The organism is Halorubrum tibetense (assembly GCF_042661865.1).
Classification (GTDB): domain Archaea; phylum Halobacteriota; class Halobacteria; order Halobacteriales; family Haloferacaceae; genus Halorubrum; species Halorubrum tibetense.
Genome location: NZ_JBHSWW010000020.1, coordinates 1 through 22,796, shown reverse-complemented (window position 1 = coordinate 22,796; position 22,796 = coordinate 1). Strand labels below are relative to the sequence as shown.

Genomic DNA, 22,796 nt, shown 5'->3' with positions numbered 1-22,796 from the left:
AGAAGGCATTCCCGATTCCTGCTGACGGACCATGTGTCCCCCGCGTGTCTCTATCTACGAGACAGTGACGAAATCAGCCCGGGCTAAACACGTACATTTTCTGTACCGAGTCGCCGGTTGAACAGGGCGGTCGCTCGCTCGTACCCATCGTATCCGTCAAGCCGCTCGGCGTCGTCGGTTATCGCCCAGTACGTCGCTTTGTGTTCGACGAGGTCACGGCGCTTCAGTCTTGAAAGCGCGGTGCTGACCGCGCCCTCGTCGACGCCGATCTGAGAGGCAATTTCGCGGGCCTTGAACGCGCGGTCCTCGTTGGCGGCGAGAAATCCGAGGACCTGGTCCGGGACGGAGAGTTCCTCGAGCTCGTCCTCGCTCGTCTTCTCGAACGTATCCCGGTCGATAGACATCGTTGAGCGGGGATACGGTGTCGGCCGTGATGAGTGTTAGGTATGAAAACGACGAAAGTACTGAAAGGGGTACTTCGTGCAACGTCTCGAAACGGATCGAGGATCGTATCCATTGAGACGGCCAGTCTCAACTGCCGGATCCCGTCGAATCGGAGAAACTCGTCGAACCCGCAGTGAGAACGCCGCCACGGGGTTCCGCGGATATTTATATACTCATGACCGATGGACGGCGTATGAGCGAGGGAGTCGGCGGGGGTGGTGCGTTCCTGCCGGTGTTGGGAGCAGTGGTGGTGTCGTTCGCGGCGATCAGTCTCCTCTCGGCCGTGTTGTTCGACGTCAACTCGACGCAGGCCGTCCTGATCGGCGGGTTCGGCGCGGTCGTCGCCGCTGTCTCGGCGGCGGTAACGACGCGGCGGACGGCTGACGACTGAGGCGAGTGGGGCCGGGTCGACACTGCGCGCGTCAAGCGGGTGGCGGAGCGCCAGCAGGTGACTCGGGGTCGAACCGGTGGGTGGTCGGGTCGAACCGGGGGTAGTCAGCATCGAACCGATGGACCGTTATCGTGCGTGAGACGCGGTCGCGGAGATTTATAAGTGTCCGCGCCGGAACGTCGGCAATGGGCTTCAGTCACGACCGTCGGGGCCAGTCGGTCGTGGTCGGGACGGTGATCCTGTTCGGCTTCCTGATCATCGCGCTCTCCGTCTATCAGGTGCAGTTCGTGCCAGCGGAGAACAGCGAGATCGAGTTCGAACACAGCCAGCAGGTGGAGGGTGACTTCCAGGACCTGCGGAACGGAATCTTACAAGCCGGATCGACGGGAGCCGCGCAGTCACAACGAATCCGACTCGGAACGCGGTATCCACAGCGGACGTTCTTTTTAAATCCTCCAGCAGCGACGGGTGAGCTTAGAACGACCGAAGAACGAACCGACCTCGAGATCAGGAACGTCGAAATCGGTGACGACGCCGCAGACAACGTCAAAGAGTTCTGGAGTGACAGGGATCTTCGATTCGACACTCGTTCGATCCAGTATACACCGGGGTATAACGAGTTCAGAAACGGACCGAGACTCACCTACGAACACTCGGTCGTCGCCGCGGAGTTCCCGAACGATGCCGCGCTCTTTCGCTCCGGCCAGACGGTCGTCGGCGACGATCGGATCAGTCTGACGGCCTTGACAGGGGAGCTATCGGAGAGCGGGGTGGAACCGCGAAGTGTCGATCTGGGGGCAACGTCACAGGGGACACGGACGATTCCGATCAATGTCGATGACGAGACGAATATCGTCCTTCCAACGGCGACTGACAGTCCGAGTAATGTCGAAGAACAGTGGAATAATCGGCTGCCCGATGGAATAGAAGCCGAGGCTGACGGCAACGAAGACACCGTAACCATCTCGTTTGATGAAGAAGGTGAATTCCGACTTCGGCTCGCCGAAGTCGCCGTCGACGATTCCGAAAGTGCTGACGCGAAATACGTCGTACGGGTTGGTCCGGAAAACGTCCCCAGCGGGGTTGATGTCGGCGTCGAAGTGAGAGATACGTATAATAATCCGGTTTCAGATGAGCGCGTTTATTTCGGAGATCCTGACGGAAATGAGACTGAGGCGCTAACAGATGACGAAGGGAGGGCTTTCTTCAGTACGAGCGACTCCGGGACGTACAACGCGTCGATTAACGGTAGTGAAGATGGGGACCCACACTACGAATCAGTGGATTTCACTGTCAGTTCCGCCGGATCGGGTGGCGAAACGAATCGGACGTATACTGTCTCGTGGGATGGCGGTAACCCCGGTACAATACCAATCGACAGTGAGACGGAGATAAATGGTACTGTAAAAAGCAACAATGAACCGCTGACTAACGCTACCGTAGACTTTGCGACGAACTCTTCGATAGCGACATTCCAAGGTGAGAACAACACGTCCACAACGACTGTTGAGGGCAATTTCACAACCAACGTCAGTACCGGATCAGAAGAGGGTAATGTGACGTTGTTTGCGGCATCTGGTGATGACATTGATTCGACAACAGTAACGATCAAAGACCGCGTGGTTGAGGAAGTCGTGATCGATCCCGATGAGGATCAGACGATCACGTCCGGCGATGATATTGACTTCAGCGCGGAAGCGCTGGACGCTGACGGAAATGTTATCGAGGACGATGATGGTGCCTTCGACTGGGACGCCGAGGGCGGTACGATTGACAGTGAGGGACTCTTCACGGAGACTGAGGCCGGTGAGTACGATGTGACCGCCGAATTCGACGGTGTGGCATCGTCACCGACGACAGTGACGGTTGAGGAACCCACTCCCTTTGGCGTGTTTGCCCAAGCTGAAGATGAGTTCGGGGGGCAGGACGAGCTCGACGCGGCGTTCGACGTATCCGGAAATACGGAAACATATGATTTCCAGGTCACTGCGTTCAGATCCGGCGATACGCAGGGGGGAACCGTGACAATTGATGGAGAATCTTATGATCTCACAAACGGCGCGGCTCAGCAGTTTGTCAGGAACAACGAGGAGATCGATCTCTTGGATCCCAACACGTATCAGGGCCTCTCACAGACTGACGAAGAGCGTCTTGAGGAGATCAGTCGAGACTTGAGCGATCAGTCGACCGTGTCCAATCTTACGAATACTGGAGACGTTAAACTGTTACTACCGGATATAAGGGAACAATAACCGATCATTCCACGATCGACGAAACCGGCATCGACACACCAATAAGCCCAGTCCATGAAGGACCGTGTATGACCGCAGTGGGGATCGACGCCATCGAGATCCGATCCGGCAAGCTCAAGCTCGACTTACCGAACACGTTCGCGCCGCAGAAGGGTGACGACCCCGAGAAGTACACGAAGGGGTTGGGACTCCAGAACTCCTCGTTCCCGGACGTCTACGAGGACATCGTCACGATGGGCGCGAACGCCGCGAAGCGCCTGATGGACCGCAAGGGGCTCGAACCGGCTGACATCGGCCGGATCGACGTCGCCACCGAGTCCGCGTTCGACCACTCGAAACCGGTTTCGACGTACATCGCGGGCTGTCTGGAGAAGGTGTACGACGGCGACTTCCGCCACGCTAACAAGGGCGAGCGTAAGTTCGCCTGCGTCGCGGGCACCCAAGCGGTCGACGACGCGTACAACTGGATCCAGGCGGGCCGACACCGCGACCGCGCAGCGCTCGTGATCGCGACCGACACCGCGCTGTACGCCCGCGGCGACCCCGGCGAGGCGACCCAGGGCGCGGGCGCAGTCGCGATGCTGATCGACGAGGATCCCGATCTCGTCGAGCTGTCGACGCATCAGGGGTACGGCTCGATGGACGAGACGGACTTCCTCAAGCCGAACCAGCAGTTCCCCAGCGTCGACGGGAAGCGGTCGATGCAGGTGTACCTCTCGCGGATGCGCGAGGCGTTGGAGGACTACGAGTCGGTGTCGGGGAAGATCCACCTCGACGACTTCGCGTACGCCCCGTTCCACACCCCGTTCCCGGGAATGGTCCGGAAGGCGGCGTTGCTCGCGTACCGACACGTCATCCGCGACACCGAACACGAGGACGCGCTGGCCGACGCGATCGGTCGCCAGCCTCGCGAGGAGGAGTACGAGGACCGCGAGGCGTACGAGGAGGCGATCCGCGAGTACATGGACGCGCTGAAGACGACCGAGGAGTACGGCGCGTGGTACGACGAGGTCGTCGAGCCGACGCTCGGACTCTCCCGGGAGGTCGGCAATTGGTACACCGGCTCGGTTCACATCGCCCGTGCGAGCGCCCTTCGGGACGCGCTCGACCGCGAGGGTGAGTTCGTCGGGGAGACCCTACTGGTCGCCTCGTACGGCTCCGGCGCACAGGCGGAGATCCACGCCGAGACGCTACAGGAGGGGTGGCGGGCGGAGATCGAGGCGCTCGACATCGACGACCAGCTCGACGCCCGGTACGACCTCTCGTGGGACGAGTACGAGGACGTCCACGACGTCCACGAGTACGACAAGGACCTCGACCGCGAGATCGAGGAGTTCACCGCGCCCGACGGCGAGTTCGTTTTCACCGGGTGGGGCCGGATGAACGAGCGGAAGTACGAGTACGTCGAGTAACTCGGCCGGCGGCGATCGCAGTGCCGAGTGACGATCACGGTGGCCGAGTGACGATCACAGTGGCCGAGTGACGATCACAGTGGCCGAGTGACGATCACAGTGCCGAGTGACGATCGCAGTGCCGAGTGACGATCGCAGTGCCGAGTGACGATCGCAGTGGACGAGTGACGATCACAGTGGACAAGCGACGATCGCGGTGGACAAGAACGGGTACCGGGACACACGCGGCGGGTAGCGGGCTCCCAGCGACAGGTGGTGGGGCGTGAGCGCGCCGCTCTCCCGTGAAAACCCGTCACACGACGCTTCTCGAAGACGATGGGTTTAAACGACGTTAGGGTGAATTCATCTCCAATGGTAACCATCTACGACGTGCCCGCCGACGCCCTGATCGAGGCGGTCGCGGCGCGACTCGAGGACCGGATCGACGAGCCCGACTGGGTGGCGTTCACCAAAACCGGCGCCGGTAAGGAGCTGCCGCCGGAGCAGGACGACTTCTGGTACGTTCGCTCGGCGAGCCTCCTCCGGAAGGTCGCCCAGAACGAGCCCGTCGGCATCGAACGACTCGCAACCGAGTACGGCTCGAAGAAGCGGGGTTCGAACCGCTACATCGTTCGTCCCGGTAGGCATGCCGGCGGCTCCCGGAAGCTCATCCGCGCGTCGCTGCAGGCCCTCGAGGAGGAAGGACTCGTCACGACCGCCGCCGGCGAGGGTCGCCGGGTCAGCGACGAGGGTGAAGCGTTCCTCTCGGAAGTCGCGAGCGAGGTCCTCGAGGATCTCGACCGTCCGGAACTCGAACGCTACGCGTAAACGACATTTCTCGCGGGTTTTCGCTCGACTGAGCCACTGCGCTACCGATCAGCAGTGCGGAACCCCAAGGCGTACCGATGGGTATCGCTACGGCCGTTGTACCGCTAATAAATTGTATATTGCAATATCAAATTATTTGAGTCGGTCACGAGCGGTCGACGATCTCAGCCCGCGGCGAGGTCCCATCACGGAACGGGTTTATCTGTTAGATTCAATAATGAACATCCGTGCGACAAGGCCTCGATCACCGGCGGAGTGGGAATACGCGGCTGGCAAGGAGTGGACACCATGGGGGAGTCGGGAGATGAGGGCAGCGGGATCGGCTCTCGACGCGTCGGTTCCACTCGTCGTCGGGGAGGCCGAGTGGGTCGATCGGCTGCAGGAAGCGCTCGAGCGAGAGGCCGAAACGCCGATCCGACGAGTTGAAGCCGCAGACGAGGCGCGGGAGGCCATCCAAGAGGGACCGGTGGACATCGTGATCGCTGCGTATTCGATTCGTGGAGGGAACGGTGTCGAGCTCCTTCGAGAGATCCGAACGGATACACCGGAGCTACCGGTGATCATCGGTGCCGCGGAGGGTGACGAATCAGTCGCCAGCGAGGCGATCACGGAGGGCGTCACGGACTACGTCGTGATCGATCGGCCGGTCGACGAGACGGTCGGCCGCCTCGTAGAACGGAGTGAAAGCGCGCTCGCGACGTCCCGAACACGGTCGAGACTGCGGGATCGAGCGCGACAGTTCGACACGGTGTTTCACGACACGCAGTCGGCGACGTGGGTCCTCGATCCGACGGGGGCGCTACAGCGAGCGAACCGGACGGCACGCGAGGCGATCGACGCCGACGTCGACACGCTGTTCGATCGACCGTTCTGGACGCTTCCCTGGTGGAGCGGCGTTCGATCGACGAGCAACGACGTGAAACGGCTCGTCGAGAACGCGTTCCGTGGCCGGTCCGGCACTGCGGTACTCCTCCCGCCGGACGACGAGCCGGACGGGAGAACGATCGAGCTGTCCGTTCGTCCCGTCGAAAACGATCGGGGCGAGCTCGTTTCGATCGTGGTCGACGGGGTCGATATCTCGGATCAGGTCAGTTTGGAGCGCGACCTGCGTCGCTCCGAAGAGCTCCATCGGGTGACCCTCGACAACATGACCGACACGATCCTCATGACGAACGAGGGCGGCGAGTACACGTACGTCTGTCCGAACGTCCACTTCATTTTCGGATACACCGCCGAGGAGATCCACGACCAAGGGACCATAGACGAACTCCTCGGTGAGGACCTGTTCGACAGGGAGGAGCTCGCGGCTGACGGCGTCCTGAAGAACATCGAATGTACCGTGCCGGACAAAGCCGGGCGCGAGCACACGCTCCTCGTCAACGTCCGCGAGGTGTCGATCCAGGACGGGACGATACTCTACAGCTGCCGTGACATCACGAAGCGAAAACAGCGCGAGGAGGCGCTCGCAACCCTTCAAGAGATGGCTCGGGACTTCCTGTACGCCGAGACGCACGAGGAGATCGCCCGACAGCTCCTCGAAGACACTCCGAGCGTGGTGGGGTTCGAGGCGAGTGCGGTGTACCTGTTCGACGTCGACACGAACGAGCTTCGGCCGGCCGCCGCGTCGGCGGCGATCACGGATCACCACGGCCCCCTTCCGACGGTTCACGCGGACGACGAGACGCTACCCGGACACAGCTTCCTCGCAGACGAGACGCTCCTGTTCGACGACGTACATCGATCCGAGCGGCTCGCCAACCGTGCAACGGAACTGCGGAGCGTCACCTACATTCCGCTCGGAGACCACGGCGTGTTCGTGATCGGATCCGCCGAGGTCGGGGTGTTCGACGAGGTGACCCGAGAGCTCGCGGACCTGCTGGCCGCGACCGCCGAAGCCGCGCTCGACCGTGTCAGCCGGGAGTCACAGCTGCGTCAGCAGGACAGACAGCTCCAGCGACAGAACAAGCGACTGACGGAACTGAACCGTATCAACGAGACGATCCGAGCGATCGACCAGGCGATCGTCCGTGCCGAGACGCGGGACGGGATCGACCACACGGTGTGTGAACGTCTCACTGACGCTGATCGGTTCCGGTTCGCGTGGATAGGGTCCGTCGACTCGGTGACCGGATCGATCGAGCCGCGAGCGTGGGCCGGGGACGAACAGGGATACTTGGACGCGCTGACGTTCGCGAGCGGGTCCGACCGAACCGAGCCCGCGGAGCGAGCCGCGACCACCGAGACGGTCACGGTCGAACCGACGGTCGCGACCGGACTGCGGGACGACCCTTGGAGACGAGAAGCGCTCGCACGTGATTTCATGTCCGCCGTTAGCGTCCCGCTCGTCTACAACGACCTTTCGTACGGCGTATTGACGGTGTACGCCGGGACCAGAGAGGCGTTCGACGAGACGACACGAACGGTCTTAGCCGAACTGGGAGAGACGATCGCGTCCGCCCACAGCGCGGTCGAGCGGAAGAACGCCCTGTTGACGACATCGATGACCCGGACCGAGTTCGAGATCGACGATCCGACGTTCGTCCTGTCGCGGCTCGCTCGCGAGGCAGACTGTACGCTCACGTATCAGGGAGGACTGGAACGGACCACCGACGGGAGCTACGTGTTCGTTACCGTCGAGGACGCGGACGTGGACGAGGTGGCCGACATCGCCGCAGCGTCGACGGCGGTGGACGGCGTACAACGGATCAGCGGGGACCGTGATGGCGGCGTTCTCCAGCTCGAACTCGCGGAGCCGTTCCTGGCTCCGGAGCTCGCCGATCACGGGGTCGTGTTCCGCGAGGCGACCGCCGACGCGGAAGCAACCGTTCTCACTATCGATGTTCCGGAGGGGTTGGACGTCAGAACCGTCTCCGAGCTGGTTCGACAGACGTTCCCGTCGGTGACGCTCAGACGGAAGCGGACCGTTCAACGCACCGACGAACGTGACCTCCACGCGGCGGTGATCGACTCGCTTACTCACCGGCAGCTCGAGGTGGTCCAGACCGCGTACTACAGCGGGTTCTTCGAGTCACCACGGCAACACACCGGCGAGGAGATCGCGGAGATGCTGGGGTTCTCGCCTGCCGCGTTCTATCAACACATACGAGCGGTTCAACGGAAGCTGTTCTCGGCGATGTTCGAGGGGTGACGTCCTCCCACGAGTTACGCCGTGGATCTGAGCACCCCACTCGCATCGGTACCGCCCCCCGATCCCTAACGCGATCGGGGTTGAAATACGAACCCCCAGATCTCCTTGAAGTTCGTATTTGAACTAGCAAACATTACCGGACGTGTCTCGTTGGGTGAAATGGTGTCCCGCGGGAGACGCATCGGGCCTCGAACGTGTCGAGGGGTCGATCCCGCGGATAGCCGAACACATACATGAGAGACGTCGAACCAAACGCCGACGGTGTGAGATCCTACGAATGCCTACAGTGTGGCACCATCACGACCGCCGAGGGCAACCCAGGGAAGTGTCCGGCGTGTGGTGGTGAGATACGGAACCGGCGGATGCCGATCGAATAACGATGGCTACTGGTCCCACTACCGAAACGACCGAGACGACGGACGGAGAGACAAAAGCGTCCGATCCGGGCGATACCGGTACCGAGCCGGAGTCCGCAGTGGAAACCGCGCGGCGACAGCTGAGCCACGCTGCCGACCATCTCGATATCGATCCGAACGTCGTCGAGCGGCTGAAGCATCCGAAGAAGGTCCACGAAGTGACGGTTCCTGTCGAGCGCGATGACGGGTCCGTCGACGTGTTCACCGGCTACCGGGCACAACACGATAGCGTCCGTGGCCCGTACAAGGGCGGCTTACGATATCATCCGGACGTCACCCGGAACGAGTGCGTCGGGCTGGGTATGTGGATGACCTGGAAGTGTGCGGTGATGGATCTCCCGTTCGGCGGGGCCAAAGGCGGTGTCGCGGTGAACCCGAAATCACTGAGCGACGACGAGAAGGAACGACTTACGCGTCGGTTCACACAGGAGATCCGCGACGTCATCGGGCCGACGCGCGACATTCCCGCGCCGGATATGGGGACCGACCCGCAGACGATGGCGTGGTTGATGGACGCGTACTCGATGCAGGAAGGTGAGACGATCCCAGGGGTCGTCACCGGGAAACCGCCCGTCGTCGGCGGAAGCAAGGGCCGTGAAGGGGCCCCCGGCCGGAGCGTCGCTATCGTCTGTCGCGAGGTGGTCGACCACTACGACCGCGACCTCTCGGGAACGGCGGTAGCGGTCCAAGGCTACGGGAGCGTTGCGGCGAACGCCGCGCGCCTGCTCGACGACTGGGGCGCGACGGTCGTTGCCGTCAGCGACGTCAACGGGGCGGTGTACGACCCCGACGGGCTCGACACACACGACATCCCGTCCCACGACGAGGAGCCGGAAGCGGTCACCCGACAGGACATCGGGACGCTGCTCACGAACGACGAACTGCTCGAGCTCGACGTCGACCTCCTCGTTCCGGCAGCGGTCGGGAACGTCCTCACCGCGGACAACGCCGACGATATCGCTGCGGACCTGATCGTTGAGGGGGCGAACGGACCGACGACGACCGCCGCGGACGAGATACTGGCGGACCGTGGGATCCCGGTGATCCCCGACATCCTCGCGAACGCGGGCGGCGTCACCGTCTCCTACTTCGAGTGGCTTCAGGACATCAATCGACGAGCGTGGTCACTGGATCGGGTCCACGACGAGCTCGAAGCCGAGATGCTCTCCGCGTGGGAGGGCATCCGAACGGAGTACGAACGCCGGGACGTCACGTGGCGGAACGCCGCGTACATCGTCGCGCTCTCGCGCGTCGCTGACGCACACGAGTCCCGGGGGCTCTGGCCGTAGAACGGCGGGCTATCCGGTGTTTTTCATGCCTGCGGCGATGCCGTTCACCGTCAGCCGGAGGGTGCGCTCCTCCTCGTCGGTCCGGTGGGTTCGGCCGAGGAGGTCGGCCTGAAGCAGGTTCAGGGGGTCGACGTACGGGTTCCGGCGGTCGAGGCTCTCCGAGAGCCACTCGCGTCGGATAAGCTCGTCACGACCGCTGATCGAGAGGACGAGCTCGCGACCACGTTCGTACTCGCTGACGAGGTCGGGGAAGAACCGCTCGCGGAGCTCGTCGTCCGCGAGGTCGGCGTACTCCGAAGCGATCTCCGGTTCGGTGCGGGCGAGCGCGAGACCCGCGTTGTCGAGCGTGGTCCGGAAGAACGGCCACTCCTCGTACATCTCCCGGAGGGTCTCCAACCCGTCCGCTTCGCCGACTTCATGGAGGTACGCGTCGATACCGGACGCCAGCGCGTACCAGCCGGGGAGGATGAGCCGGGTCTGCGTCCACGAGAACACCCACGGAATGGCCCGGAGGTCCTCGACGGTCCGCTCGCCGGACCGTGAGGCCGGTCGGGAGCCGAGGTTGAGGTCCTCGACGACCGAGATGGGCGTCGCCTGACCGAAGTATGAGACGAAGCCGTCCGCGTTCAGGAGGTCGCGGTACGTCGTTCTGGCGGCCGGAACCATCGTCTCCATCGCCTCGACCCACGCCTCGGGGGCGTCTTCCGTCGGCTCCGCGTTCGCCTCGTGGCGGGCGCGGATCTGCGCGTCGAGCATCTGTTCGAGCTCGCGTTCGGCGATCCGGCGGTTCGCGTACTTCTCGGCGATCGCCTCCCCCTGCTCCGTGAACTTCACCTGTCCGGTGACGGTCTCGTTGGGGAGCGCGAGCAGCGCCTCGTTCATCGGGCCGCCGCCCCGGGAGATCGACCCGCCGCGGCCGTGGAACAGCCGGAGCGTGACCTCCTCCTCGCGACAGAACTGTGCGAGGCGACGCTGGTTCTTGTACAGGTCCCAGTTGGCGGCGAGGAACCCGTTCTCCTTGTTCGAGTCGGAGTAGCCGAGCATCACCTCTTGTACCTCGCCGCGCGCCTCCAAGGCCGCGCCGTACGCCTCGTTCTCGAAGAGCGTCCCGAGGATGCGCTCCGCGCCGTTGAGCGCGGACTCGGTCTCCAGAAGGGGGACGACGTCGATCCCGCAGTGGTCCGGGAGCGTGACGACGCCCACTTGGTCGGCCAAAAAGAGTACCTCGAGGACGTGGCTCGGCTCCTCCGTCATCGAGATACAGTACGTGTCGATCGCTTGCGTTCCGTACTCCGACTGCCAGTCGGACAGCGCGCGGAACCGCTCGAGCACGCGCTCGGCGGTGTCGGAGACGTCTCCGGGCGCGTCCGTGTCGACGACCGGTTCGTCCTGGAGGATGGCCTCGGTGAGGAACTCGGCGCGGTCGGCCTCGTCCATCGCACGGTAGTCGATACCCTCGACCGCGACCGCCTCGGCGACGGTCTCGGTGTGGTTCTCGCGGTGGTCGCGGAGGTCGAGGGAGGCGAGCACGAACCCGAACGTGTCCACCTGTCTTCGAAGCGGATCGATGAACGACTCGCGAACCACGTCGTTCCGGTCGGCCGACAGCGAGTCGGCGATGACGTCGAGGTCGGCGAGGAAGGCGTCCCCGTCGGGGTAGCCGCCGGGCCGCACGTCGTCGACACGGTCCAAGCGTTCACGCATCAGCTTCAGCTTCTGTCGGTACGGCTCGTCCGGATACCGTTCGCGGGCCTCCGCCGCGACCGCGGGGAAGCGGTCGGCGTCTTCGGCGATCGACGCCGCGAGCGCGTCGTCGACGGCGTAGCGATCGCCGTCCTGACTCAACACCGCCGAGAGCCGCTTACACTGCTCGCGGTACTTCTCGAGGGCGACGGAGCGCTGTCCCTCGAGCGTCTCGTCGGTGACCTCGGGCGTCACGTACGGGTTGCCGTCGCGGTCGGACCCCGCCCACGAGCGGAACTCGAACAGCTTCGGACAGTCGACGTCCTCGTACTCCGCGGAGATCGTCCGCTCGAACTCCTCGTAGGCGTCGCCGACGACGTCGAACAGCGTGTTCTCGAGGTACCACCGGACGTTCCGTGCCTCGTCTTCGGGCTCCGGCCGGCGCTGTCGTACCTGCCGGGTGCCCCAGAGGCTCGTCACCTCGGCGGTGACGTCCCGCCAGACGGCGTTCCGCTCGCGCTCGGTGAGGCCGCGCTCGTCGAGCTCCTCGAGGTGGTTCGCGATGGATCGGAGCTTCGATTTCACGGTCGCCCGCCGCGCCTCCGTGGGGTGTGCGGTGAACGTCGGCTCGATGAGCACGTCGGAAAGCAGCGACTCGATCTCGTCGGCCTCGACGCCCGCCTCCGCGAACTCCTCGATCGTCGCCTCGAAGGAGTCGTGTAACGCGCCGTCGGCGTCGGCGTTCCGGACGGCCCGAACGCGTTCGCGCTCCTCGGCGAGGTTTATCAGCTCGAAATACGTGGTGAACGCCCGCGCGACGACCCCCTCTCGGGTCGGTGAGAGGCCGTCGACCGATTCGTGGAGGGAGCCGCGGCTCGACGCGTCCCCGCGTCGGTACGCGATCGCGGCGTTTCGGAGCTCCTCGACCGTCTCGTAGGCGTCCGTCGACGTCTGCGCGGCGAGTACGTCCCCGAGTAGCGCGCCGAGCTCACGAACGTCCGTCCGCACCGTTCGGTTATGCAACTCCATACCACGCACAGTTCGGCCGGTTCCGGTTAAAACCGCCGCCTTGACGAACGTTTGCCTCGACACCGAGTAAACGCAGATCCCGGGGCTGCGGCGGGACGGACTCGGCCGGCGGACCGGGGCCGCGAGCGGTCGGCCGACCGGCCGGTTCGTCACCCTTTTTACTGGTCCACCCCGACTGTTCGATCATGAGCATGTCCGACAAGTACCCGACCGAGTCCGGCAGGCGCCGTTTCGTGAAGGGCGTGGTCGGCGGCGCGACCCTCGCCGGGGTCGGCGCGATGGGTTCAGCGACGGTCAACACCCTGACGACCGCCGGCGGGGTCGGCGGCGGACAGACCGTCGCGATGACGATCGAACACACCGGCGGCCCGGCACCGCGCGGACTCCCGCAGATCCCCGTCCGCGTCGACGACGACGGGTTCATCGAGGGGATCTGGCCCGAGGTCCAGACGATAGAAGACGAGGGATTCGAGATCGAAGTCGCCCGCGAGGAACGCGGCGGGCGAACCTACGCCGGCGAGTGGTTCCAGTACTGTGGGATCGAGTCACAGGAGAACGTCCGTCCGAACTTCGAGTCGGACAACATCTTCCGTGCGAACCCCGGGACGTACGACTGGCAGGACGAGACGTACGACGCCGGCGACCGGATCCACATCGACGACTTCGACGACTACGACACCTGGGGGAACAACGTCGGTAACGACGGGGTCGGGAAACCGGCCTCGACGACCTGGCGGTCCGAGGACGCTGACGCCAGCCTGAACGCGGTCGTGATCCGCTCGGAACGTATCGAGGAGGCCGCCCAGGACGACGAGTGGCTCGCCGCCTCGACGGATCAGGGGTTCATGGCGTATCTCAACGTCTGTACGCACTTCTGTTGTATCCCCGGCTACAAGGAGCTCGAGGAGTCCGCACGGTACAATGCGGAAGACGGCGCGTACTGCGTCTGTCACCAGTCGACGTACGACCCGTTCACGCTGGAGGAGGCACTGTTCATCGCTCGCCCCCGTCCGGAGTGACTCGGCCCCCCAACGTTCGTTTTTGACGCCCGCTGCGGTAGCAGCTCTTTGCCACCCGCCGCAACGCCGCGTTTTTCACGCTCTCGCCCCGAGCTTCGGTATGAGCGACGGTCACGACCAGAACGGGCGGGCGGGAGACGATGCCGACCGGGCGACGGACGACGCGTTCGCAGCCGAGCTGTCACGCGCCCGCGAGCTGCTCGACGGCGACGGGATCGAAGCGGTCCACGTCGGCGTCGTCCGCGACGGCGAGGTAGATACGACGTTCGCCCAGCGGACGGACGGCGACGCGGAGTCGGAGGGGTTGCGTGCCCTTGCGTTGCTCGCCGCACACGTCCGACTAGTAGCGAACGAGGCCGGAGTGGAGCCGTCGACCGTCGCGGGCGACGCCGCGACGCTCGCCGGGCAGGTCGAGCAGATCCCGGGGAGTACGGGAGACCTCCCGGAGGAGTGAGCACGGTCCATCCTCGCTGACGAGGCGATTCCGGTCCCGCCTAGCCGTCTGCAGCGCCGTCTCCGGTATCGGCAGTGCTCGACGGCTCGCCGGCGGCTCCTCCCCGAATCCGCTGGAGCTGATGGGCGACACCAGCGAGCGCGACGAACAGGATCGCGAGGTTGAACGCCGCCAACGCGATCGGCTGGTACGCGGGGTCGAGCCACGTCCGGATCGCGGTTCCGGCGTAGCCGTAGAAGCTCCACGCGGCGATCAGCGCGAGCACCGCCAGCGCAGCGAGCGCCAGCCGATCGAGGATCCCGCGGAGGTCCTCGGACGTGAGCCGGGTGAACCGGGAGCCGCCGTCCCGATCGGTCGGATCCTCGGTTGTTGAGTCGTTCGCGGTGATCGAGTCGTCCGTGGTGGTCGGGTCGTTCGTCGCGGTTGAATCAGCCATGGCGTGTGTGTTGGTGTGGTCGTCGGGTGTGGCCGTGTGGTCGTCGGGCGTGTGGTCGTCGGTCATCGGTCCCTCCGTGCGAACAGGGCCGCAGCGAGGAGCGCTGCGACCGCGACAACGACGCCGAATCCGGGCGCGTCGTCCCCCACGTCGGGCGCGTCCTCGACGTCCTCGTCGGCAGGGGCGTCGTCGAGGGCGTCATCAGTCGCCTCCGTCCTCGTAAAGTCCTCGACGGCGAACTCGACGTCCTCGACCGTCTCGTTCGCGTCGATCGTCTCCTGCGGGTCGAGGTTGGCGACGGCTTGCGTCTCGTCGATCAGGACGTCGTCGTCGAACAGCGCGGCGTCGACGTAGTAGTTGTAGCCGTCCGGCACGTCGAGCGTCGTCGTGACGGTGTCGGTGCGGCCGGGGCGAACCGTTCCGACCGTCTCGCTCGCCTCGGCGGCGACGACGTTGGAGTCGGCCTGCCGAAGCATGACGCGGAGGTCGAGGTCGCCGGACGGGTCGTCGCCACGGTTCGTCACCGACGTGGACACGGAGAGGGTAGCGGTTTCCGCCCCGGCGTCCACGACCGACACCGCGACCGTGGGCCAGACGTTGCCGTCGGCGAACTCGACGGACGAATCCGCGTAGGAGGGGACGAGTGCCTCGACGCCGGCGATACGGGTCGTCCGCTCCGTCGTTCGCTCGCCGTCGACGAACACGACGGTTTCGAGGTGGTACCCGCCCGCGCGTTCGACGTCGAGACTTCCGTTGGCCGTCACCTCGCCGTCCCGATCGATGTCGCCGACGTCGCCGACATCGACGGTCGTCTCGTCGACGAGCAGGCCGGAGTCGGCGTCGAGTGCCCGGTGGCGAAGGGTGACGTTCTCGACGGTCGAACCGCGGTGTCGGAGGTCGACGACGAGATCGAGCGTGGCGGTCTCGCCGCTGACCTCGGCGGGGTCGATGACGACGTCCGCGAGGTCGATATGGCCGGGCGGTTCGCCGGTGTCGCCGCTTCGGGGGTCATCGATGGCGTCCGGGGCCGCGACGACGCCGACCGCGCCGACGACGAGCACGGCAGCACCGAGCGCCAGGAGGGTCGTTCGCGCGTCCATAGTCGGCCGTCGAGACGGCTGTGGTAAGTGTTTTGTCCATCTCAGCCCTCGCGAGGGGGATCGAATATTCTCGGAACACTCCACAGCGATCGGCCGTATCCAACCCGGAGAGAGGCCCACGGACCCGAACGGTCGGCAGCGAACGGCCTATGGAAAGCGTTTTGCCCAGGGGCCGAGTGGTCCCGAACTACATGCGGAACCCCGCGATTCGCGTGCTCCTCGCCGCCCTCCTCGCTGCCGTTCTCCTCGCCGGCGCGGGAGTTGCGGCTACCGGAGACGCCCCCTCCAGTGGCCTCTCGGAACCCATACAGACACCGACGGTCCCCGCATCCGAGGACGGAGCTGACGCCGCACCGGGTTCGTCCGGGACGGCATCGCTATCCGGACCGTCCGTGGGACCCGACCCGTCGCCGCAGGTCGACACGGCGTTCGAACCGGCCGCGGAGACACGAATGCGGATCGACCTCCAGCCGGACCGTGACGCCGCGTGGGAGGTGGCCGTCAGATACGAGTTCAGCGACGCCAACCAGACCGTGCCGTTCGAAACCGTCGGGGAGCGGTTCCTCGACGACGAACTGGGCCCCGACCCCGCGCTGTTCGAGGGGTTCGCGGCGGAGGCGAGTCGGAACGTCGACCGACGGATGACGATCACCGACGTCGATCGTGAGGTCGTCGTCATCGAGGACGCGGCCGAGATGGACCTCGACGACGAGACGGACGAGGAGCCACCGGCCGCCGTCGGCGAGCTGCGCCTCACCTTCGTTTGGACCGAGTTCCTCGAGGAGGACGGCGAGAACCTCCAGCTCGGAGACGCGCTCACGACCCCGGACGACGGGACGTGGCTCCGCTCGCTCGAAGCCGACCAGCGGATCGAACTGATGACGCCCGAGGGGTACACCGTCTCCGGGACTCCCGGTGCGGCGGTGCCGCTCCAAGAGAACGCCGTTATCGTCGAGGGGCCACGCGTGTTCGAGGGAGATGACCGAGTCGTCATCGTCTACTCGCCGACCGGGACCGGCACCGACGGCATGGCTCCACCGTGGACGCTCCTGGCCGGCGCGATCGTCCTCGGAGCGCTCCTCGTCGCCGCCGGACTCGTGGGGTACCGTCGCGTCGAGTCGGCCGAAGACGACGGGGACCGACGCGAGGCTCCGTCGACGGCGGCGACCCAGGGCGGACGGGACGGGAGCACGCCCGGCGGAGCGGCGCATTCCGATCCGGAGGAGGGCGATCACGACGGGACGAACGACGAGGAGCCGGCGGAGGACCTCTCGTTGCTCTCGGACGAGGAGCGAGTGGAACGGCTGCTCGAACGCAACGGCGGCCGGATGCGACAGGCCGATATCGTCGCCGAGACGGGCTGGTCGGACGCGAAGGTCTCACAGCTGCTCTCGGCGATGGCCGACGAGGGTCGCGTCGAGAAGCTCCGCCTCGGCCGCGAGAACCTGATCTCCCTGCCCGACGGCGAGAACGACGACGAGGGGACGTAGCGACGGGAGGAACCGCGGCCGCGATGCCAGCGTTCAAAACCGGTCCGGACGAACAGTGACCTATGTACGCGGTCGTCGGCTGTAACGAGTGTGGAAACCTGTGGCTGCTCCGCGACCCGGAGACGAGCGAGTCCGCACGGTGTTCGCGATGTGGAAAGACGCATCGAACGGCGAAGCTGAAACGCTTCTTCGAGTCGGACGACCGCGCGGCCGCCCGCGAGGCCCGTGCAGCGCTGTTGGCGAAGAAGCACGGCGACAGCGAGGCGTTCGCCGACGTCGAACACGTCTCCGAGCTGGAGCGTGCGGTCGAGGACGCCGGGATCGACGACCGAGAGTACCTGGAGCGCTCGGGGCTGGACGCCGACGAGGTGTTCGAGGCGGGCACACGGGTCGGAGGGGGTAGCGGGTCCACGCGTTCGCGCGAGGAGATCGTTCGAGACGGGGTTCGGGAGTCGGACGAGCCCACCGAGACGGCGGTCGTCGCGTATGCGACCGATCACGGCGTGCCGGCCGACGCCACCCGAGATATCCTCGACGCGCTCACCCGTCGCGGGGAACTCTCCGAGTCCCGTGGACGCTATCGGCTGCTCTGACCGATCTGCCGACCCAAAGCCGGGCCGTTGAGATGGCTTTTTTATCCCTGGCCGAGAACGCTTCGACGATGAGAGCCCTCCCGGTGCTGGCCGTCGCCCTCCTGCTTTTCGTCGCGCCGATCGCCGGCGGGACGTCGCCGGCGGGGACGGCAGCCGACATCGAAGCCCCGGACGCTCCCGACGACTCCCGAGCCGCCACGATAGACGTCGGCGGATCACCCGTTCTCGGACCGACGATGGCCGAATCGAACACGGACGGCCTAGCCACGGGGTCGTCGGGTGCCCAGTCGACCGACGGCACCGTCGAGACCGCATCGATCGACGAGGGAAACCTCACCCTCCGCGTGTTGTCGACGCCGCCGGACGCGACGCCGCGCGTGGGAGCCACACAGCGTGACGCGAACCTCGGAACCGCGCTCGGTCTCTCGGTCGGGGAGGTCGACGCCGCGCTTCGAACGGAGACGACGCTCCAGCGGATCGAGTCCGCCGAGGACAACGCGGAACGGCAGCGTCGGATACTGGCCGCGATCAACGAGGTCGAACAGGACGAGGTGAGCCTCGATAGCCGACAGACCGCGGCGATGAACGCGCATGCGAACGGGGAGCTCACGGACCGTGAACTGCTCGACGAGCTGGTCCGTGTCGCCGGGATCGCGGCGGAGTACGATCACCGGCTGGACCTCCTCGACGAGGTCGCCGAGGAGACTGACGGGTTCTCCTCGCCGGGACGCCTCGACGAGCTACAGGTCCAGCTTCAGGTGTACGAGGGACCGGTCCGTGACCGCGCGCTCGAAACGGTTCGCGGTGACACGCCGGGCGCACAGATCCACGTCGAGTCGAGCCAAGAGGCCATCGTGCTGGCGACCGTCGACGACGACGAGTACGTCCGCGAGGCGTTCCGGCGCGACCGGTGGGACCGTGGCGGCGGCACGCTCTCCAGCGAGGCGGCGATCGACGCCGCGATCGCGAGCTACCCGGAGACGACCGCGCTCCGCGAGCCTGATGCGTTCGGGGCGGGTTCGGTCCAGCGGATCACCGTCCCACACGAGTTCGGAACCCTCCGCTCGTTCGTCAGCGGCGGGACCGAACAGGTGTTTGCGGAACACCAGCGGATCGGGCTCGATCGGTTCCCCGACGCAGATACCGTCTCAACGACGGAGGACGGGTTCAACGTCACGGTGAATCGGAGCTACCCCGGCGGGCCGGTGACGGTGACCGTCCGCGACGACGAGACGGACGATCCGGTCTCCGGCGTCACCGTGACGAAGAGCGTCGGCGGCGGGGATAGCGAGGCGATCGGGGCGACCGACGCCAACGGTGTCGTTCGAACCCTTTCGCCGACGGAGACGTATCGTATCACCGTCATCGACGAGCCGCGCGTGGCGGTGATCGACGGGATACAGCCGATCGAGACGCCGCGACTGACCGACGACGGCGGCTCCTGACTGACAACCGCCGTAGTCACTGACGGCGGGCAGCGGCTCCGCTCGTGTGACCCCTTTTAGGTGATGCCGCACCAGTCGCCCCGTGTCGATCCGAACCTCGCGGAAAGCAGGGCCTGATACGCGCGCAGTCGCGACGCTAGCAGGGGTACTCCTCGTCGCGATCGCCGTCCTGCTCGCGGTCGGCGTGGCGACCGCGGCGTTCGATGAGCCGACCGAGCCGGCACCGACGGCAGTGATCTCGCTGTCGGCGGAGGGCGATCGGCTGGTCCTGCTCCACGAGGGTGGGGAGCCGATAGACGTCCAAGAGCTGACCGTTCGCGTGTGGGTGAACGGGGACTCGCTCGCACGTCAGCCGTCAGTCCCGTTCTTCTCGGCCGCGGGGTTCCGACCGGGGCCAACCGGACCGTTCAACGCCGCGAGCGGGGACGAGTGGATCGTCGGCGACGAGGCGTCCGTCCGGATCGCGGGGACGAACGACCCCACACCGAGGCCCGGCGACCGCGTCGAGGTGCGACTCTCGGTTCGGGGACAACCGATCGCGTCGATGGCGACGACCGTCGAACCGGGGTGAGCCGGTTCCGAACGGGGGGAGGACGTCAGTCGGGGACCTGCGCGACGGTCGTTATCGCCCGTGGGCTCTGAGGGGTGGCGCGCTGGATGTGGTGTTCGAACGACTCGTAGCCGGCTGCCTCGAACATCCGGTCCGCCTCCTCGGCGTCGTAGAACAACATGATCGCGTCGGCGACCCGCTGGAGGACGCGGTTGTGGGGGTAATCCGGCCCGACGACGAGCACCTGTCCGCCGGGTTTCGCCACGCGCCGCAGCTCTTCGAGTCCCGCGACGGGGTTCGGCCAGTACTCGATGGAGCCGGACGACCAGACGATGTCGAAGCTGTCGTCGACGAACGGGAGACGTTCGGCGTCGCCGCGGTAGAAGTTCACCTGATCGTGTTTGCCGAACTTCTCGAACGCCTTCTCCATCTGGTGGATACTCTGGTCGAGACCGTGGACATCGTCGGCGTGTTCGAGCAGCCCTTCGGTACCGAACCCGGTACCACAGCCCACGTCGAGCACGCGGTCGTCCTCGCCGAACTCCAACCACGAGAGCGCTTCCGCTCGCATCTCCTCGTTCCAGTTGAACCGGTTGATCCGGTCGTACACCTTCGAGAGGTACTTGTAGAACAGTCTGGCGTTCGACTTGTCCTCGAGGATCCCCATTTGCCGATACGTACGGTAGCCACCTCCATAACGACACGGATCCGTCGTCGCGATACGACGATATCGACCCGGAATCGGTGCGTCACCAACCGGCTTATCCGACGGCCGATCCAACGGCTGGTATGCATCCGACGACGACCGGACGGTTCCGCGTCCACGACCGCCGGCCGCGACCGATCGACGGGACGCCCGGAGGCTCCCCCGACGAAACGGCGGGAACGGCGGACGATGAAACGCCGGAACCGACGGACAACGGGGAGGCGGGAGCGGCGGAGTTCGTCCTGGTCGAGCTGCCGGAGACGCCCATCGACCCGAGTGACCCCGACGCCGAGGGGGCGTACGATCCGCTGTACGCGGCTGCGACGGGGTACGAAGGGGAGCTGGCCGACCGGATCGACGCGCTCGAACCGGGGAACGTCGTCGATGCGACGCTGGCATGGGAAGACGGCGACGCCCGGATCACGGCGCTTGACGTGGTGCGCGAGACGCGGTTCCGGTTCGCCGACGACGTCGAAGGGATGTTCGAGGCCGCCGTCGAGGCGTGGCAACGGATACGCGCCGAGGGGGAAGCGATAGGCTCCATCACGACGAAATCGACCGACGGGGACCCCAACGGTGCCCTCTACCTGTTCGCGGACGGGCCCGGAACCGACACGTTCGCGGAGGTGAAGACGGCACGACTGCCGATAGAGCCGCTGATAGCGCGAGTCAACGAAACCCGAGGGGACGACGACCCGCGGGAGGTGTTCGTGTTGCGGCCGGCCGCCCACCGGTTCGTCGCCGTCTACGTCGTCTTCGAGCGCGACGGCGTGCTCGCGCGGACCGTCCGCGACACCTACGGCCTCGGCGCCGGACTGGCCGCGGGACTCGACGAGAGCGGTGCGGCGTGGGAGGGGGGTTCGATGGAGGGCGGTCCGATCGAGGGCGACACCGGCGAGGACGGTGGGGGCGACACCGGCGAGGACGGTGGGGGCGACGACGACTCGTTCGACATCACCGACAGGCTGTAAACCGCCTGCGGACGGCCGATCCGAGCCAGGGGTCGGTTCTGACCGCTCATCGTCGTTGCTAAACCCTTATCAGCGCGGGCGCGCCACCTCAGCACGTATGAGCGACCTCCCGGACGACTTCGACTGCACCGTCACCAACTGGGAGTACATCTACGGGCTCTGCCGCAACGTCTCGAACGGGGTGAAACGCGACGACTTCGAGCCGGACGTCGTCGTCGCGTTAGCCCGTGGCGGCTGGTTCGCGGGGCGGTGTACCTGTGACTTCCTCGGGCTCGATGACCTCACGAGCCTCAAGATGGAACACTACGTCGGCACCGCTGAGAAGGCGGAGGAGCCCCAGATCCGCTACCCGATGCCGGAGGGGAGCGTGGAGGGGAAAGACGTCCTGATCATCGACGACATCGCCGACACCGGCGGGTCGATCCGCCGCGCCGAGGAGTACGTCGAGGAGCGTGACGCGGCGGAGGTCAGAACCGCGACCCTCCAGCTGCTCGGCACCTCCGAGTTCGAGCCCGACTTCGTCGGCGAGCGGCTGGAGCGCTGGACGTGGGTCGTCTACCCCTGGAACTTCATCGAGGACATGATAGACCTCACCGAGGGAGCGATGGAGCGTGCCGACGAGGAGACGTTCGGCCGCGACGAGATCCGCCATTACCTCGAGGAGTACCACGGCATCGGGCGGATCGAGATGGAGGTCGCCCAGCCCGGTCGGCTCGACGAGGTGCTCGACGAGATGGTCCGCCGCGAGGTTATCGAACGGACCGGCCTCGACGAGTGGGCCCTCCTCGACGCGGAGTGACCCGCGATCGTCCAGAGACGGACAGGGAAGGAGGCGCGGCACACGACGTCGACGCGGAACCGGATGGGGAGCGTGACGACGCCGACGCTGAGCCCGACACGGAGCTCGACGACGCCATCGACGCGATCCTCGACGCCTACGCGCTGAAAGACGAGCGGCGTACGGGCTGGCAGCTCCGCGGCGTCGACGACCCGGAGTCGGTCGCCGGACACACGTGGGGGGTCGCGTATCTGGTGTTGGCACTCGGTGACCGGTTCGCCGCGGAGCTCGGCGGGGTCGACCTCGACCGTGCGCTCCGGCTTGCGGTCGTCCACGACGTCGCCGAGGCGGAGAACGGCGACGTGGCGACCCGTGCCGATACG

The 22,796-nt window shown here is 65.7% G+C and carries 21 protein-coding genes; 16 read left to right on the top strand and 5 right to left on the bottom strand.

Features of this window, described 5'->3' with window-relative positions; translation table 11 throughout:
• Positions 1 to 83: 83 nt before the first annotated feature.
• Complete coding sequence (locus ACFQEU_RS02955) at positions 84 to 404, bottom strand: MarR family transcriptional regulator (RefSeq protein WP_379779137.1); 321 nt, start codon at positions 402 to 404, stop codon at positions 84 to 86.
• 233 nt (positions 405 to 637) lie between these two features.
• Between ACFQEU_RS02955 and ACFQEU_RS02950 the strand changes: the two genes are divergently transcribed.
• From ACFQEU_RS02950 to gdhB, 7 genes are all read left to right on the top strand, one after another.
• Entirely contained in the window at positions 638 to 835 is a 198-nt protein-coding gene (locus tag ACFQEU_RS02950) for a hypothetical protein (RefSeq protein ID WP_379779135.1), read from the top strand.
• A 185-nt stretch (positions 836 to 1,020) separates the two neighbouring features.
• Entirely contained in the window at positions 1,021 to 3,087 is a 2,067-nt protein-coding gene (locus ACFQEU_RS02945) for a hypothetical protein (RefSeq protein ID WP_379779133.1), read from the top strand.
• Between the two features lie 68 nt (positions 3,088 to 3,155).
• Complete coding sequence (gene hmgB / locus ACFQEU_RS02940; RefSeq protein WP_379779131.1) at positions 3,156 to 4,499, top strand: hydroxymethylglutaryl-CoA synthase; 1,344 nt, start codon at positions 3,156 to 3,158, stop codon at positions 4,497 to 4,499.
• A 351-nt stretch (positions 4,500 to 4,850) separates the two neighbouring features.
• Entirely contained in the window at positions 4,851 to 5,306 is a 456-nt protein-coding gene (locus tag ACFQEU_RS02935; RefSeq protein WP_379779129.1) for a 30S ribosomal protein S19e, read from the top strand.
• Positions 5,307 to 5,610: 304 nt separating this feature from the next.
• Positions 5,611 to 8,454 carry a bacterio-opsin activator domain-containing protein gene (locus ACFQEU_RS02930; RefSeq protein ID WP_379779127.1) on the top strand — a complete coding sequence of 948 codons (2,844 nt, stop codon included), beginning with the start codon at positions 5,611 to 5,613 and terminating at the stop codon, positions 8,452 to 8,454.
• A 233-nt stretch (positions 8,455 to 8,687) separates the two neighbouring features.
• On the top strand, positions 8,688 to 8,831 hold the full coding sequence (locus ACFQEU_RS02925) for a rubrerythrin-like domain-containing protein (RefSeq protein ID WP_379779125.1): 144 nt from the start codon (positions 8,688 to 8,690) through the stop codon (positions 8,829 to 8,831).
• A gap of 2 nt (positions 8,832 to 8,833) precedes the next feature.
• On the top strand, positions 8,834 to 10,159 hold the full coding sequence (gene gdhB, locus ACFQEU_RS02920; protein WP_379779123.1) for a glutamate dehydrogenase GdhB: 1,326 nt from the start codon (positions 8,834 to 8,836) through the stop codon (positions 10,157 to 10,159).
• Between the two features lie 9 nt (positions 10,160 to 10,168).
• Here the strand turns inward: gdhB and ppc are convergent, their stop codons facing one another.
• On the bottom strand, positions 10,169 to 12,871 hold the full coding sequence (gene ppc, locus ACFQEU_RS02915; protein WP_379779121.1) for a phosphoenolpyruvate carboxylase: 2,703 nt from the start codon (positions 12,869 to 12,871) through the stop codon (positions 10,169 to 10,171).
• A gap of 185 nt (positions 12,872 to 13,056) precedes the next feature.
• Here ppc and ACFQEU_RS02910 point away from each other — a divergent pair, with 185 nt between their 5' ends.
• Positions 13,057 to 13,890, top strand: coding sequence for a ubiquinol-cytochrome c reductase iron-sulfur subunit (locus ACFQEU_RS02910; protein ID WP_379779119.1), 834 nt, complete (start codon positions 13,057 to 13,059; stop codon positions 13,888 to 13,890).
• 100 nt (positions 13,891 to 13,990) lie between these two features.
• Positions 13,991 to 14,344, top strand: a complete 354-nt coding sequence (locus tag ACFQEU_RS02905; protein WP_379779117.1) for a hypothetical protein — start codon at positions 13,991 to 13,993, stop codon at positions 14,342 to 14,344.
• A gap of 40 nt (positions 14,345 to 14,384) precedes the next feature.
• Here ACFQEU_RS02905 and ACFQEU_RS02900 read toward each other — a convergent pair whose 3' ends face one another.
• Both ACFQEU_RS02900 and ACFQEU_RS02895 read right to left on the bottom strand, forming a co-directional pair.
• Positions 14,385 to 14,846, bottom strand: coding sequence for a hypothetical protein (locus ACFQEU_RS02900; RefSeq protein ID WP_379779115.1), 462 nt, complete (start codon positions 14,844 to 14,846; stop codon positions 14,385 to 14,387).
• Positions 14,843 to 15,880: a DUF7490 domain-containing protein gene (locus ACFQEU_RS02895; RefSeq protein ID WP_379779113.1), complete on the bottom strand. Its 1,038-nt coding sequence runs from the start codon at positions 15,878 to 15,880 to the stop codon at positions 14,843 to 14,845. The genes ACFQEU_RS02900 and ACFQEU_RS02895 overlap by 4 nt, the downstream gene beginning before the upstream one ends.
• 191 nt (positions 15,881 to 16,071) lie before the next feature.
• Here ACFQEU_RS02895 and ACFQEU_RS02890 point away from each other — a divergent pair, with 191 nt between their 5' ends.
• The 4 genes from ACFQEU_RS02890 to ACFQEU_RS02875 all read left to right on the top strand — a co-directional run bounded on the left by ACFQEU_RS02890 (position 16,072) and on the right by ACFQEU_RS02875 (position 19,979).
• Positions 16,072 to 17,370 carry a helix-turn-helix transcriptional regulator gene (locus ACFQEU_RS02890; RefSeq protein ID WP_379779111.1) on the top strand — a complete coding sequence of 433 codons (1,299 nt, stop codon included), beginning with the start codon at positions 16,072 to 16,074 and terminating at the stop codon, positions 17,368 to 17,370.
• Between the two features lie 62 nt (positions 17,371 to 17,432).
• Complete coding sequence (locus tag ACFQEU_RS02885) at positions 17,433 to 17,963, top strand: DUF5817 domain-containing protein (RefSeq protein ID WP_379779109.1); 531 nt, start codon at positions 17,433 to 17,435, stop codon at positions 17,961 to 17,963.
• Positions 17,964 to 18,031: 68 nt separating this feature from the next.
• Complete coding sequence (locus tag ACFQEU_RS02880; RefSeq protein ID WP_379779107.1) at positions 18,032 to 19,408, top strand: DUF7094 domain-containing protein; 1,377 nt, start codon at positions 18,032 to 18,034, stop codon at positions 19,406 to 19,408.
• A gap of 82 nt (positions 19,409 to 19,490) precedes the next feature.
• Positions 19,491 to 19,979, top strand: a complete 489-nt coding sequence (locus tag ACFQEU_RS02875; RefSeq protein WP_379779105.1) for a type IV pilin N-terminal domain-containing protein — start codon at positions 19,491 to 19,493, stop codon at positions 19,977 to 19,979.
• Between the two features lie 25 nt (positions 19,980 to 20,004).
• Here ACFQEU_RS02875 and ACFQEU_RS02870 read toward each other — a convergent pair whose 3' ends face one another.
• Entirely contained in the window at positions 20,005 to 20,625 is a 621-nt protein-coding gene (locus tag ACFQEU_RS02870) for a methyltransferase domain-containing protein (protein WP_379779103.1), read from the bottom strand.
• A 122-nt stretch (positions 20,626 to 20,747) separates the two neighbouring features.
• Here ACFQEU_RS02870 and ACFQEU_RS02865 point away from each other — a divergent pair, with 122 nt between their 5' ends.
• From ACFQEU_RS02865 to ACFQEU_RS02855, 3 genes are all read left to right on the top strand, one after another.
• Positions 20,748 to 21,635: a DUF6663 family protein gene (locus ACFQEU_RS02865; protein ID WP_379779101.1), complete on the top strand. Its 888-nt coding sequence runs from the start codon at positions 20,748 to 20,750 to the stop codon at positions 21,633 to 21,635.
• Between the two features lie 97 nt (positions 21,636 to 21,732).
• Positions 21,733 to 22,434, top strand: coding sequence for a phosphoribosyltransferase (locus tag ACFQEU_RS02860; RefSeq protein ID WP_379779099.1), 702 nt, complete (start codon positions 21,733 to 21,735; stop codon positions 22,432 to 22,434).
• Positions 22,431 to 22,796 (top strand): HD domain-containing protein (locus ACFQEU_RS02855; protein WP_379779097.1); only part of this gene is annotated, 366 nt, incomplete at its 3' end. The genes ACFQEU_RS02860 and ACFQEU_RS02855, both read left to right, overlap by 4 nt.